The sequence below is a fragment of the Microbacterium istanbulense genome (assembly GCF_037204145.1).
Classification (GTDB): Bacteria; Actinomycetota; Actinomycetes; order Actinomycetales; family Microbacteriaceae; genus Microbacterium; species Microbacterium istanbulense.
Map to the genome: position 1 here is coordinate 1 of NZ_JBBDGN010000011.1, position 13,224 is coordinate 13,224.

General features: G+C 66.5%; 12 protein-coding genes, 4 tRNA genes and 1 pseudogene. 4 read left to right on the plus strand and 13 right to left on the minus strand.

Annotated features, from left to right (window positions below; genetic code table 11):
* Window positions 1-69: 69 nt before the first annotated feature.
* The 4 genes from WDU93_RS11380 to pdxS form a co-directional block, all read right to left on the minus strand.
* Window positions 70-831, minus strand: coding sequence for a YebC/PmpR family DNA-binding transcriptional regulator (locus WDU93_RS11380; RefSeq protein ID WP_337320689.1), 762 nt, complete (start codon window positions 829-831; stop codon window positions 70-72).
* 113 nt (window positions 832-944) lie between these two features.
* Entirely contained in the window at window positions 945-1,823 is an 879-nt protein-coding gene (locus WDU93_RS11385; protein ID WP_337320691.1) for a ribonuclease FAU-1 family protein, read from the minus strand.
* Window positions 1,824-1,851: 28 nt separating this feature from the next.
* Window positions 1,852-2,484 carry a pyridoxal 5'-phosphate synthase glutaminase subunit PdxT gene (gene pdxT, locus WDU93_RS11390; protein ID WP_420064069.1) on the minus strand — a complete coding sequence of 211 codons (633 nt, stop codon included), beginning with the start codon at window positions 2,482-2,484 and terminating at the stop codon, window positions 1,852-1,854.
* Between the two features lie 16 nt (window positions 2,485-2,500).
* Window positions 2,501-3,403, minus strand: coding sequence for a pyridoxal 5'-phosphate synthase lyase subunit PdxS (pdxS, locus tag WDU93_RS11395; protein ID WP_337320693.1), 903 nt, complete (start codon window positions 3,401-3,403; stop codon window positions 2,501-2,503).
* Window positions 3,404-3,469: 66 nt separating this feature from the next.
* Here pdxS and WDU93_RS11400 point away from each other — a divergent pair, with 66 nt between their 5' ends.
* Together WDU93_RS11400 and pdxY are read left to right on the plus strand one after the other, a co-directional pair.
* Window positions 3,470-4,777 (plus strand): aminotransferase class I/II-fold pyridoxal phosphate-dependent enzyme, encoded by a 1,308-nt coding sequence (locus WDU93_RS11400; RefSeq protein WP_337320696.1) that lies wholly within the window; start codon window positions 3,470-3,472, stop codon window positions 4,775-4,777.
* A 43-nt stretch (window positions 4,778-4,820) separates the two neighbouring features.
* The gene (gene pdxY / locus WDU93_RS11405; protein ID WP_337320698.1) at window positions 4,821-5,672 is read left to right on the plus strand and encodes a pyridoxal kinase PdxY; all 852 of its coding nucleotides are present in this window, start codon (window positions 4,821-4,823) and stop codon (window positions 5,670-5,672) included.
* A 15-nt stretch (window positions 5,673-5,687) separates the two neighbouring features.
* On the opposite strand, the gene WDU93_RS11410 is transcribed toward pdxY, so the two are convergent.
* The 8 genes from WDU93_RS11410 to WDU93_RS11445 form a co-directional block, all read right to left on the minus strand.
* Complete coding sequence (locus WDU93_RS11410) at window positions 5,688-6,212, minus strand: HIT family protein (RefSeq protein ID WP_337320857.1); 525 nt, start codon at window positions 6,210-6,212, stop codon at window positions 5,688-5,690.
* A 74-nt stretch (window positions 6,213-6,286) separates the two neighbouring features.
* Window positions 6,287-8,215 carry a threonine--tRNA ligase gene (gene thrS / locus WDU93_RS11415; RefSeq protein WP_337320859.1) on the minus strand — a complete coding sequence of 643 codons (1,929 nt, stop codon included), beginning with the start codon at window positions 8,213-8,215 and terminating at the stop codon, window positions 6,287-6,289.
* Window positions 8,216-8,464: 249 nt separating this feature from the next.
* Window positions 8,465-9,040 carry a hypothetical protein gene (locus WDU93_RS11420; RefSeq protein WP_337320700.1) on the minus strand — a complete coding sequence of 192 codons (576 nt, stop codon included), beginning with the start codon at window positions 9,038-9,040 and terminating at the stop codon, window positions 8,465-8,467.
* Between the two features lie 4 nt (window positions 9,041-9,044).
* On the minus strand, window positions 9,045-9,932 hold the full coding sequence (locus WDU93_RS11425) for a hypothetical protein (RefSeq protein ID WP_337320702.1): 888 nt from the start codon (window positions 9,930-9,932) through the stop codon (window positions 9,045-9,047).
* A complete protein-coding gene (locus WDU93_RS11430; protein ID WP_337320704.1) occupies window positions 9,929-10,477 on the minus strand; it encodes a DUF6932 family protein in 549 nt (182 codons plus the stop codon). The genes WDU93_RS11425 and WDU93_RS11430 overlap by 4 nt, the downstream gene beginning before the upstream one ends.
* Before the next feature lie 174 nt (window positions 10,478-10,651).
* A tRNA-Val gene (locus tag WDU93_RS11435) sits at window positions 10,652-10,723 on the minus strand.
* A 27-nt stretch (window positions 10,724-10,750) separates the two neighbouring features.
* Window positions 10,751-10,821 (minus strand) — tRNA-Cys (locus WDU93_RS11440).
* Between the two features lie 54 nt (window positions 10,822-10,875).
* Window positions 10,876-10,948 (minus strand) — tRNA-Gly (locus tag WDU93_RS11445).
* 195 nt (window positions 10,949-11,143) lie between these two features.
* Between WDU93_RS11445 and WDU93_RS11450 the strand changes: the two genes are divergently transcribed.
* Window positions 11,144-11,216, plus strand: a tRNA-Val gene (locus tag WDU93_RS11450).
* A gap of 43 nt (window positions 11,217-11,259) precedes the next feature.
* Entirely contained in the window at window positions 11,260-11,454 is a 195-nt protein-coding gene (locus WDU93_RS11455) for a hypothetical protein (protein WP_337320706.1), read from the plus strand.
* Between the two features lie 366 nt (window positions 11,455-11,820).
* On the opposite strand, the pseudogene WDU93_RS11460 reads toward WDU93_RS11455, so the two are convergent.
* A pseudogene (locus WDU93_RS11460) lies at window positions 11,821-12,951 on the minus strand (recombinase family protein); the annotation flags it as partial.
* Window positions 12,952-13,224: the final 273 nt, after the last annotated feature.

Sequence of the window (13,224 nt, forward strand, 5' to 3'; positions counted from 1 at the left end):
ACGCCCACAACACGGGGTTTCGGCGAGTAGACGGGGTCTCGGCGGTGCGGGATGCGCGTTGCGTGGGGGTCAGTCCTCGTCGCCCTCGAGCTCGGCCTGCACCTCGGGGGTGAGGTCGAAGTTGCTGAAGACGTTCTGCACGTCCTCGCTGTCCTCAAGAGCGTCGATCAGACGGAACACCTTGCGCGCGGTCTCGGCGTCGACTTCGACCTTCAGGTTCGGCACGAACTCAACGTCGGCCGACTCGTAGTCGATGCCGGCGTCCTGCAGAGCCGACCGCACCGCGACGAGGTCGCTCGCCTCGGTGATGACTTCGAAGCCCTGTGCGTGCGGTTCGATCTCCTCCGCGCCCGCCTCGAGAGCCGCCATCATGACGTCGTCTTCGGTGGTGCCCTCGGAGCCCACGACGATGACGCCCTTGCGGGAGAAGTTGTACGCGACGCTGCCGGGGTCGGCCAGCGTGCCACCGTTGCGGCTGAGGGCCGTGCGCACCTCGGCGGCCGCGCGGTTCTTGTTGTCGGTCAGACACTCGATCATCAGGGCGACGCCGTTAGGTCCGTAGCCTTCGTACATGATCGAGGTGTACTCGACGGCCTCTCCACCGATACCCGCACCACGCTTGACGGCGCGGTCGATGTTGTCCTTGGGGACAGAGGTCTTCTTGGCCTTCTGGACCGCATCGAACAGCGTCGGGTTGCCGGCGAGGTCAGGTCCACCCAGCTTCGCTGCGACTTCGATGTTCTTGATGAGCTTGGCCCACGACTTAGCGCGGCGCGCGTCGATGACGGCCTTCTTGTGCTTCGTGGTCGCCCATTTGGAATGCCCGGACATATATCTCCGCTCGTCTGATCGGCCATCCTCGACCCGTCGGTGGGGAGGAAGGCGTCGTCCAGTCTACGGTGCGCACCGGTTTCGCCGCTGCTGGTGACGCCCCGCGGGCCCGTTCACCCGTGCAGACGCTCCGTGCCGGACCATTCGCGGGCCGCCGCGATCTCCTCACTTGCGGGGAGGTCGAACGGCTCATTCAGGTCGGGTGAAGGCGTCCACGTATCCCACCCCTCGTCGAGCGGCCAGGCACCCGAGACGATGAAGTCCTCGCCGGCGTGGTCGGCGAGGGCGCGGATCGCTTCGGCCTGGTGCGCGGTGAACCGCCCCTGGACGACCGAGGCGTCGAGCTCATCGGCATCCTTCAGCCAGATGTCCTCGGACCCGGGGTGCTCCGCCGCGAGCCACACATCCAGCACGAGATCGCGGGAGAACACGCCAGCATCACTGCCGGTGACGCGTCGATGCGGGAGTTCGAGGTTGACGTAGACGCCCGCGGGCGCGCCATCTGGCCGGCGGAAGAACCACACCGACCACGGCTTACCGGCGGGAGCGACCCGCAACACGCCCTGCCCGTTCCAGGCCGCCTCCCGAATCCTCCACGGTATGCGGAATCGATCCTCCAGCGGCACGTCGCGTGACCGTCCGCCGTCGACGGGCCCCGGCTCAAGCCGCGTCGAGCCCGCGGGGATCCACGTCACCAGGCCACGCTCGTCATCGCGCACCACACGTGCCGTCTCGATGACCCGCCCGTACCGCCAGAGGATCCTGTCTCCTGGTGCGAAACGCGGCGCGTCCGGTACGGATGAGGGCAGGGAACGGGCGAACACGTCGGCGTGGTGAACGCCGTGCGCGCCGGGAGTATCGAGCAGACCGATCGCTTCGCTGAGCGGCATCGGCGTGCGCGCGACAGGGCGCCACACTTCTGCGCGTCTGCCGATCAGCGTGACGGTGCCGCCGCTCGCGCTGACGTCGGTGGAGCCGAGGGGAAGACGCATCCCGCCACGCTAACGTCCTCCCCCACGCTCAGTGCCGCAGCGCCACGCGGTCGAGGAAACGTTGGTGGAAGCGGGTCTCACCGGTGATCTCGGGGTGGAAGCTCAGCCCCAGTATCGCGCCCTGCTCGACGGCGACCACACGGCCGTCAGGCAAGGCGGCCAGCGGGGTCGCGCTCGGCCCGACGGACTCGACGACCGGACCGCGGATGAATGCCGCTCGGACGGGATCCGAGCCGAGCGCCGGGATATCGAGCTCGGCCTCGAACGACTCCACCTGCCGACCGAACGCGTTGCGCCGGACGACAACGTCCAGTCCCCCGAAGGACTCCTGCCCCTCGATGGCGTCGAGCACGGTGTCGGCGAGCAGGATGAGCCCCGCGCAGGTACCAAGCACAGGCATCCCCTCGGCGATCGCTGCGCGAATCGGCTCCTGCATCCCGAACAGGCGGGAGAGCTTGTCGATGACGCTGGATTCGCCGCCCGGGATGACCAGGCCGTCCACCGCCGCGAGCTCGGCTGGACGGCGCACGAGGGTCACTTCGGCGCCCAGTCCCTCGAGCAGGGCGGCGTGCTCACGCACGTCGCCCTGCAGTGCGAGGACGCCGACCCTGGGGCCCTTCGACAGGCTCAGGGACCCAGGGATGGCAGGGGTCGGGCTCAGGGACCCGGGCGCGGTGTTACCAGCCACGCTCGGCGAGGCGGTGCGGCGCGGGCAGGTCAGACACGTTGATGCCGACCATGGCCTCGCCGAGTCCGCGCGAGACCTCGGCGATCACCTTGGCGTCGTCGTAGAACGTGGTCGCCTTGACGATGGCCTTGGCGCGCTCCGCCGGGTTGCCGGACTTGAAGATGCCGGAGCCGACGAACACGCCATCGGCGCCCAGCTGCATCATCATGGCGGCATCCGCCGGGGTGGCGACGCCACCGGCGACGAACAGCACGACGGGCAGCTTGCCCGTCTCGGCGATTTCGGCGACGAGCTCGTACGGCGCCTGCAGCTCCTTGGCGGCGACGTACAGCTCATCCTTCGGCAGGGCGGTCAGTGCGGCGATCTCGCCCCGGATCTTGCGGATGTGCTTCATGGCCTCCGAGACGTCGCCGGTGCCGGCCTCGCCCTTGGAGCGGATCATCGCCGCGCCTTCGTTGATCCGGCGCAGCGCCTCGCCCAGGTTGGTCGCGCCGCAGACGAACGGCACGGTGAAGTCGAACTTGTCGATGTGGTTGACGTAGTCAGCCGGCGAGAGCACCTCGGACTCGTCGATGTAGTCGACGCCGAGCTCCTGCAGCACCTGGGCCTCGACGAAGTGCCCGATGCGGGCCTTGGCCATCACGGGGATCGACACGGCGTCGATGATGCTGTCGATCATGTCGGGGTCGCTCATGCGCGAGACACCGCCCTGGGCGCGGATGTCGGCGGGCACACGCTCGAGAGCCATGACGGCGACGGCGCCGGCGTCTTCGGCGATCTTCGCCTGCTCTGCGGTGACGACGTCCATGATGACGCCGCCCTTCAGCATCTCTGCCAGGCCGCGCTTGACGCGCTGCGATCCGGTGGTGCTGCTCTGCTCGGTGGATGCCATGGGTCACTCCTTGTGACAAAGACGGGTTTGGCCTATGTCAAACGATAGCACCGTAGACTCAACCCGATGGACGATGTGATCAGCGGGACGACGGCGGCCGAGATCGCCGATAGCGTGCGCGGACTGCGTGAGCGCGGAATGTTGCGCCCCGGCGACGCCCTGCCGCCCGTGCGTGAGCTGGCCGCGACGCTCGGGGTGAACCGCAACACGGCCGTCGCCGCATATCGTCAGCTCGCTCAGGCCGGGCTCGTGATCGCCCGCGGGCGCGCAGGGACGGTCGTCGCCGGCGCCGACACCACCGCACAGGAGGGCGTCACCACCGACACCGTGCTGCGCGACATCGGCTCGGGAAACCCTGACCCGCGTCTGATCCCCGACCCCACCCCTGCACTGGGGCGGATCGTCGGCCGGCCCGTGCTCTACGGCGAACCGGTGATCGACGCCGACCTCGAAGCCTGGTCGCTCGACATCGCCCGTGCTGAACTGGGCCGCGACGATGTGCGCATCAGCATCACCAGTGGCGCGGTCGATGCCGTCGAGCGACTGCTCGCCCAGGCGCTCATGCGTGATGATGCCGTCGCCCTCGAGGACCCCTGCTTCCTGGCCAGCATCCACACGGTGCGGCTGGGCGGGTACCGGGCGGTCCCGGTTCCCGTCGACGACGAGGGCATGACCGTCGACGGGCTGCGGGCGGCGTTGGATGCCGGCATCCGAGCCATCATCTGCACACCGCGTGCCCAGAACCCGACCGGGGCGAGCCTCTCCCCCGCACGCGCCGCGGAGCTGCGGGCCGTGCTGGCTGACCACCCCTACGTCCTCATCATCGAAGACGACCACTTCTCACTGCTCTCGCGGCACCGCTACTCCTCGCTCATCGGCCCGGAGCATCGCCGATTCGCGCTGGTGCGGTCGGTGTCGAAGTTCCTCGGCCCCGACATGTGTCTCGCGGTCGCGGCGACGGATCCGACCACGGCCGAGCGCCTGGGCATGCGCCTCAGCCCCGGCACCACCTGGGTCAGTCATCTGCTGCAGCGCCTCGCGCACGCCCAGCTGACCGACCCGTCGGTACGTGCACAGATCGAACGGGCGGGTGCACACTACGCCGAGCGAAATGCCGCCTTCGCGGCCGCGCTGACCGCGCGCGGCATTCTCACACGGACGGCGGATGGACTGAGCCTGTGGGTGCGGATGCCGGTGCCCGCTCGGGAGGCCGCCGCGTACCTCATGCGCCGCGGGTGGTTGGCTCGGACCGGCGACGACTTCCGGCTCGATGAGGCCGCGCCCGAGTCCCACCACCTTCGCCTGACGGTGCACGACCTTGACGAGGCCGATGCCGCCCGGCTCGTCGATGACCTGGTGGCAGCCTCGACCTGAGCAGGCGCGGAAGCGACCTGCGCAGGGGTGAGAGGATGGCGGGATGAAGATCCTCTCCATCCAGTCGGCTGTCGCGTATGGGCACGTCGGCAACTCCGCCGCCGTCTTCCCGCTGCAGCGCATCGGCGTCGAGGTCATGCCGGTGTACACGGTCAACTTCTCGAACCACACCGGATACGGAGCGTGGCGTGGCCCGCTCATCGACCCGGCTGACGTGCGCGAGGTCATCACGGGCATCGAGGAGCGCGGCGCGCTGGCGACGACGGATGCCGTGCTCAGCGGCTATCAGGGTGGCGAGGGTATCGCCGATGTGATCATCGATGCGGTTTCTCGGGTGAAGGCGGCGAATCCGCAGGCGCTGTACGCGTGCGACCCGGTGATGGGCAACGCGAAGTCAGGATGCTTCGTGGCTCCGGCCATTCCCGAGCTGCTGCGCGACCGGGTCGTGCCGGTCGCCGACATCATCACCCCGAATCAGTTCGAGCTGGGCTATCTCACCGGCACCGAGCCGGACACGATCGAGTCCACGTTGGCGTCGGTGGATGCCGCGCGCGCCATGGGGCCGTCGGTGGTGCTGGTGACCAGCGTGGAGCGCCCCGACCGCGCCGAGGGCACGATCGAGATGCTCGCCGTGGACGACGAGGGCGCCTGGCTGGTCGCCACCCCGCACCTGCCGATGAAGGCGAACGGCTCGGGCGATGTGACGGCGGCCCTGTTCACGGCGCACTACGTGGAGACCCGCGACGCGAAGCTGGCCCTCGAGCGCACGGTCTCGAGCGTGTTCGACCTGCTGCACGCCACCCTCGACTCGGGTGAACGCGAGCTGCAGCTCGTCGAATCGCAGGAGTACTACGCGCACCCGCGTATGCAGTTCACCGCGAACCGCGTGCGCTGAGGCGCGCGGAGGCGATCAGGCGGGCCAGGCGTTCGCGACGGTTTCGCGCACCTCTCCGAGCAGCTGCGGGAGGGCCTTGGTCTTGGCGATGATCGGGAAGAAGTTCGCATCCGAGTTCCACCGCGGCACGATGTGCTGGTGCAGATGAGCATCCACCCCAGCCCCGGCGATGGCGCCCTGGTTCATGCCCAGGTTGAACCCGTCGCAGTGTGACACCTGACGGAGCACCCGCATGCCGATCTGCGTGAGGGCGCCGATCTCGGCGACCTCCTCGGGGGTCGCCTCGTCGTACGTCGGGATGTGACGGTAGGGGCACACCAGCAGGTGTCCGGAGTTGTACGGAAAGAGATTGAGCAGCACGTAGGCGGTCTCGCCGCGAGCGACGATGAGCCGCTCGGCATCCGGATGCTTCGGTGCTTCGCAGAACGGGCACTCGTGACGCAGCGGCTCGGGCCCCGCCTGGATGTACGCCATCCGGTGCGGGGTCCACAGCCGCTGGAACTCGTCCGGCACGCCGGCGAGGTGCGCGGCATCCTCCACCTGGGTCCCTGAGCCTGTGCCCCCCTGGGTCCCTGAGCCTGTGCCCCCCTGGGCCCCTGAGCCTGTCGAAGGGCTCACGCGAGGTCCTCGGCGGTCTGCACGAGGGCGTGGGTCTCCACCGCCCGTCGTACGCGCTCGACGGCCTCGGCCACCGGCACGCCGTTCTCCTGCGAGCCGTCGCGGAAGCGGAACGACACGGTACCCGCCGCTCGGTCCTGCTCCCCCGCGATGAGGATGAGCGGCACCTTGCCGGTCGTGTGGGTGCGGATCTTCTTCTGCATCCGGTCGTCGGAGTGGTCGACCTCGGCACGGATGCCGGCGGCGCGCAGCGCACCGATGGCGTCATCCAGGTAGTCCGCGTACTCCTCGGCGACGGGGACGCCGATGACCTGCACCGGGGCCAGCCACAGCGGGAAGTCACCGGCGTAGTGCTCGAGCAGGATCGCGAAGAACCGCTCGATCGAACCGAAAAGGGCCCGGTGGATCATGATCGGGCGCTTCTTCTGGCCGTCACGATCGGTGAACTCCAGGTCGAAGCGCTCGGGCAGGTTCGGGTCGACCTGCACGGTCGACAGCTGCCACACGCGACCGATCGCATCGGTGGTCTTCAGGTCGATCTTCGGGCCGTAGAACGCGGCCTCCCCGGGAACCTCAGTGAGCTTGAGGCCGGAGGCCAGGGCGACGTTGCGGAGGGCGTCGGTGGAGTACTCCCAGAACTCGTCCGAGCCGATCCACTTGTCCTTCTCGTCGTCGCGCATGGACAGCTCGAGTTCGAAGTCATCCAGCCCGAAGTCGCGCAGCATCGAGATGATGAACTCGAGCACCTTGGTCACTTCGCCCTCGAGCTGATCGGGCGTGACGAACAGGTGCGAGTCGTCCTGGGTGAAGCCGCGCACGCGGGTAAGGCCGTGCAGGGCACCGGAGAGTTCGTAGCGGTACACGGTGCCGTTCTCAGCCAGACGCATCGGCAGATCGCGGTAGCTGCGGCCGCGCTCCTTGTAGATGAGGATGTGCATCGGGCAGTTCATCGGCTTCAGGTAGTAGTCGACGCCCTGCTTAGTGATGTTGCCCTCGGCGTCACGCTCCTCGTCCATCTGGATCGGCGGATACATGCCGTGCTTGTAGGTGACGAGGTGGTTCGAGGTGCGGAAGAGGTCTTCCTTCGAGATGTGCGGCGTGTACACGTAGGTGTAGCCGGCCTCGACGTGGCGGCGCCGCGCGTGCTGCTCCATCTCGCCGCGGATGATGCCGCCCTTGGGGTGCCACACCGACAGGCCCGAGCCGATCTCATCCGGGAACGAGAACAGGTCGAGTTCCTTGCCCAGCCGGCGGTGGTCGCGCTTGGCGGCCTCGGCGAGGCGCTCCTGGTAGGCGCGCAGTTCGTCCTTGGTGGGCCAGGCGGTGCCGTAGATGCGCTGCAGCTGCGGGTTCTTCTCGCTGCCGCGCCAGTAGGCAGCGGCGATACGCGTGAGGTTCCAGCCGTTGCCGAGCATGCGGGTGTTCGGCACGTGCGGGCCGCGGCAGAGGTCCTTCCAGACGACCTCGCCGTCCTTGCTGACGTTGTCGTAGATGGTCAGTTCGCCCTCGCCCACCTCGACGGACGCGCCTTCGGTGGCATCCGCCGACGGGCCCTTGAGGTCGATCAGCTCGAGCTTGAACGGCTCGTCGGCGAGCTCGACGCGCGCCTCGTCGTCGGTGACGACGCGACGCACGAAACGCTGGCCCTCCCGGACGATGCGCTGCATCTCCTTGGTGATGACCTTCAGGTCCTCGGGAGTGAACGGCTCGTCCACGCCGAAGTCGTAGTAGAAGCCGTCGGTGATGGGCGGGCCGATGCCGAGGTTCGCCTGCGGGCGCACACGCTGCACCGCCTGCGCGAGCACGTGAGCGGCGGAATGACGCAGGATATTCAGGCCGTCGGGGCTCTCGATGAAGACCGGCTCGACGGCATCCGTGTCGGTCACCGTCGTCGCGAGGTCCTTCAGCTCACCGTTCAGCCGCATGGCGACGACGGAACGGTCGGGGAACAGGGCGAAGCCGTCTTTCGGCTGGGCGTTTTCAGACACTGAACTCTCCATCTGGGTCAGGAATCCAGGCTACTCGTTCGCAGGTGCCCCTCCGCTCACTCAGCCTCGTCGAAGGCCTCTCGTGCGGCGAGGATTTCGCCCTGGTGTTCGGCGGGGCGCTCAGTGCTCGCCCATGCGGTGCGCGTCGCTCGCCCATGCGGTGCGCGTCGCAGGAAGACGCACGGGTCAAGGAACTCGGTAATCGTGCAGGTCGGTATCGAGGATCGGGAGTTCGTTCGGTACTCCAGGCTCGTCCCGAATCTCGGCCATCGTGGCGTCAGGGTCACCTATCCACCCTCGGACTCGAGCATCGATGATCGACAGCGCGGACATCACCGCCGAGGGTGACGAGGCATCCACTGTCCGGGCGTAGGTCGAGAGCCAACGTGAGAATTTACCTGCCGTCCGCTCGTTTGTTGCCAACTGGAGAGCGGATAACCCCGGCGTATGCTTTGGCCCGATGATGTCGAAGACTGCGCTTTCATCAGCGCCCAAGGAACGCTGGGAAAGAACGTCGTTCGACATCTGCTGGAGTCTCGACGCGAACGGGGCCCGCAAGGTTCCACCCGTGATCTCGTTGGCGCGGACAAGCGCGGATGCGGCTTCCTGCCACGCCAGGAGCGCAGACTGTTGCGCCGCGAGAGCCGCGTCCCGAGACTTCGATGCCTCAATCGCTTGCCACCACGCGACAGCGGCGGCACCTGCTGACGCGATGAAGATTCCGCCGTTGACGATGAGCCCCGCGAGGAGTACAGGATCCACGCGCTCAGTCCGCGAGAGTCTCGGGCCTCGGGTCCAGCCCGATCAGCCTGTAGGACGGGCGGCCCTGAGATCCGTCCGCACGCACCTGGACAGCCCGAATCAATCGCGCCCTGACCTGTGTATTTATCGCGTCCCGGACCTCCTCCAGTTGGTGCTCCTCGATCGCACCCTTGTACTCCTTGCCCGTCTCGTTCTCCAGGATGAAGAACACGCGTCGCTGGGTGCGCATCCCGTCCATGAGACCTTCGACCGTGAGGGGCGTCGAGTCGAGCCGGCTGTCCTTGAGGACCTCAGGCACGCGCCGCGTCTGGTCAGATGTGAGCACGGCCTCCTCGGCCTCTTGTCCTGGCTCACCCCGAAGCGTAAATGTCAGTGACGACTCGGTGTCGGCCACTGCACGAGCGACGGCGGATACAGCCGCGCGGAACTGAGACCGCCGCGCGGGGAGGGCTTCGAGCGCATCGGTGTCGCCAGCATCCCGTGGGAGTACCGCCAGGAACTCTCGCACAGCGCGCTCCGCTAGGTGCTCAGATCGTTGGAGATCCAGATGATCCGCGCTGATCTCGGGCTCAGGGAACCCGAACAGAAGCATGTGCCCAGTCTGGAGCCGCGGGACCAGAGGCGTCATTTCTCGTATGTGCTTGCCGACGACGATCGAGTCCGACTGTGGATCGAGCAGTGCCTTCGCGGAGAGCGAGGTCGCCTTCTGGATCGCGTGGGTGAGATGCGCTAGAGAACTAACCGTGAGATCCTCGCTGATCTGCACGCGCAGAGGCGGCGCAGAGGGCGCGAACCGCTCACGGAGCACCATGAGGCCCGTGCGCCGGACCATGGCGAGGCGGGAGTCGCCCTCGATCTTGCCTAGCGCGCGGTCGATGTCGTCACGGATCACCAGACCACCTCCGCCACGCCTCTCGCGCCGGGGATCTCCCGGCCATCTGCAAGGAGTACAGCACCCATCCACGACACTACGTCCTCAGCGTCGTCTGGGTGGCAGACGATGACCTCTATCCGACCCCCGAACGGGTGGAGAACCGGCATATAAGTGGGACCGAGACTCCCGAGGATGATGTCGTAGAGCGAGATGTGCTGGTAGAACCGATCCCACTCCGCCTCGGTCCACTGCTCTATCGTCGTTGGCTCGTCGGGAACTATGACGACGGAGAGGATGTCGAGTGGACTGATCTGCCGGGAAACGAAGGTCCCAGCGAGGAGCATTCGCCCACTCGGATAGAGCGCCTTGGTCTGGTGGAGCAGGCTGAGGAACGAGGTCCATGTGTGCTCACGCAGAGGATCACTCGGCTTGAGGACGAACTCCGCGTTCAACTCCTCGATCTCGACCTCGTGAGTGCCCGCGATCAGCCAGCCCGTCTTAGGGTCGATAATCGCGTCCCAGTCGATCGCGCCGTCGGGCTCTTCGTTGAATAGTTCCCCCATACGGCCGAGTATGCCAGGACTGGGCGATCATGCGCGTAGGCGATCACGTCACGAGATCGCCTGGCCGTCTCCGACGAGGCGAGATCGTGGGAGTTCCTGAATCGCTCTCCCACATATCTCCCACGACAGAGCCCGGGAACGAAGAAACCCCCGTGTTACCGGGGGTTTTCTGTGTGCGCGATACTGGGATCGAACCAGTGACCTCTTCCGTGTCAGGGAAGCGCGCTACCGCTGCGCCAATCGCGCCTAAAGGGCTTATTCAATTGTACAGAGAGGTGGCGACGGGATTCGAACCCGTGTAAACGGCTTTGCAGGCCGGTGCCTAGCCTCTCGGCCACGCCACCGCGAGGTGGATTCGAACCCACATGCCAGAACCTCCGAAGAGGCTCCTGCACTCGAGCGGATGACGAGACTCGAACTCGCGACCCTCACCTTGGCAAGGTGATGCGCTACCAACTGCGCTACATCCGCATTTCGTTCCCGGTTGCCCCGGGCACTTGATAAACATTAGCCCAGGTTCGCCAGAGTGCCAAACCGCGTCCGGACCTCGGGCGTGTCCGCGTCGGCGCCGACATCCGCCACGCCCGACGGCTCTGCCGTGTCGGCTCTCGCCTGTCGAATCGGGTATGCTCTTGATCTGTGCCACCGCGCACAACAACTCCACATGGGCGATTGGCGCAGTTGGTAGCGCGCTTCCTTCACACGGAAGAGGTCATCGGTTCGAGTCCGGTATCGCCCACCCAAAGTGTCTTACGGGAACACGCGACATCGGAAGATGTTGGGTGTTCCCGTTCCGTTTCCTTGCCTTCGTTGCCGCTGTTGTGTGCTTCGCGGAAGATCGTGGCGAACGGTTCGGCGAGTCGTGGGCGGAGTTGTTCGTCGTCGGTGATGTCCAGGCGCGTGTAGAACGCTTGGTTTGCGAGCCGCCGGTCGGCATCGCCGGAGTGCTGGTAGGCACGGTACGCATCGGTGAGTAGTAGGAGTGAGTCGTGGAGGAACGCGCGTCCGCCGGTGTGGTGCTCGCTGTGCTCGGCAAGGCGGCGGTTCACGTCGGCCAGGCCCGCACGGATGCGGTCTTGGTGCCGCTTCAACGTATCGAGGTCGATCGCATCGGCGAAATGCGCGGTGAGCAGCTTGTCCGATTCTGCTTCCAGACGCACCCGATTTGCGGTGAGGTCAGCGAGTTCTTGATCGTTCCCGGCATTGCGCTTGTCGAACTGGGCATCGACGTCGGCGGCGAGACGCTGATATGTGCTGTCGTTGATCGTGATCGAGGCGTAGGAATCCGTGACCAGACGTTCCGCGACCGCGACGGGCACGGCCCGCCGGGTACATGTGGTCTTCTTCGCGGCGCGGCCCGAACACACGAAGTAGGCGTAGGTGGTGCCGCGTGGGTTGGTGGCGAAATCGAGGAGCATGCGGGAGCCGCAGCTGCCGCAGTGCAGGAGTCCTTTGAGGTGGTGGGCGTGCTGGACGTGGCGGGTCATCTTCGCCGTGCGCGCTTTCAGGAGTGATTGCACTTTGTCGAATAGTTCCGGTTCCACAATCGGGTCGTGTGCGCCGGGGTGCAGTGCGCCTTTGTAGCGGATCACGCCCGCGTAGTACGGGTTTGTGAGCAACTTATAGAGGGTGTTCTTCCCTAACGGCTTCGAGGGACGCTTCGGCGTCGGCACCGTGAGTAGACCCCGTGCGGTGAGGTCGCGGAGCAAGCCGGTGATGGAAGTCTCGCCTTCGGCGTAGTGCTCAAACGCCCAGGCGATCAGCGGCGCACGTTCAGGATCAACCTCGACCGTGCGCACCTCGCGCCCGTTGTCATCGGTCTTGCGCACGTTCAGATAGCCGATAGGTGCGCGCATCGGGGTGCCACCCTGCGCGACCTTCTGCGTCAGCCCTTTGGTGACTTCGGTGGCGAGGTTACGGCTGTAGAACTCGGCAATGGAGGACATGATGCCGTGAACGAGCATCCCCGAAGGAGTCTGGTCAATGGACTCGGTAGCGGAGACGAGGGTGACCCCGGCGCTGAGGAGGGCTTGGTGGATGGCCACGTCGTCGGCGCGGTTGCGGGCGAGGCGGTCGAGCTTGTGCACGATGCAGAACTGCACCCTGGTTCCCGCGATGAACGCGAGCATCTCCTGCAACCCATCACGATCCGCCGACCTAGCCGACTCGCCCGCGTCCACGAACTCCCGCACGACCCGCGCCCCCAGCTCGTCGGCCTTCCTCGCGTTGGCTTCGCGCTGCGCCGGGATCGAGAAGCCCTCGTCCGTGCCTCCGCGCTCGGCCTGCTCACGCGTAGACACTCGCAGGTAGGAGACAGCCAGCAGGACGGGCACGCCGGCGGCGCGGTCCGTCGATTGGGTGTCGAGGATTGCGGTGCTCATGGTGGACCTCCTTGCCGGGGTGATGCTTGGTATCGATCCTCTCGCGCACCCCTGACAAAACGAAGAGCTATCGGGGTGCAGATGGGAGGTCATCTGGTGGCGGGAGCCCGTACGGGTCCGGCTCCCCGTTGAGCCAGGCGCGATGCCTGACCTCCGCGATGTTCAGTACCCATTCGATCAGCTTGCCGAGGTCAGTCTCCTCTCGCCGCGTCACCCGCAGCCATAGATTCCTCGTCTCGATCGCCATGACAGACAGGTGCACACCAGGCTGCACAATGCACGAAATCCCGTTCTAGGATCGACCCCCAGTGAGACCACACGCGTCTTGCAGATCGAGGATTCGCCACTTACGTCGGTGACGAAACG

Coding starts and splice junctions, on each gene's coding strand:
- WDU93_RS11380 (WP_337320689.1), bottom strand. CDS start 831: ATGTCCGGGCATTCCAAATGGGCGACCACGAAGCACAAGAAGGCCGTC.
- WDU93_RS11400 (WP_337320696.1), top strand. CDS start 3,470: ATGGACGATGTGATCAGCGGGACGACGGCGGCCGAGATCGCCGATAGC.
- WDU93_RS11385 (WP_337320691.1), bottom strand. CDS start 1,823: ATGCGTCTTCCCCTCGGCTCCACCGACGTCAGCGCGAGCGGCGGCACC.
- pdxS (WP_337320693.1), bottom strand. CDS start 3,403: ATGGCATCCACCGAGCAGAGCAGCACCACCGGATCGCAGCGCGTCAAG.
- WDU93_RS11430 (WP_337320704.1), bottom strand. CDS start 10,477: ATGGGGGAACTATTCAACGAAGAGCCCGACGGCGCGATCGACTGGGAC.
- pdxY (WP_337320698.1), top strand. CDS start 4,821: ATGAAGATCCTCTCCATCCAGTCGGCTGTCGCGTATGGGCACGTCGGC.
- thrS (WP_337320859.1), bottom strand. CDS start 8,215: ATGCGGCTGAACGGTGAGCTGAAGGACCTCGCGACGACGGTGACCGAC.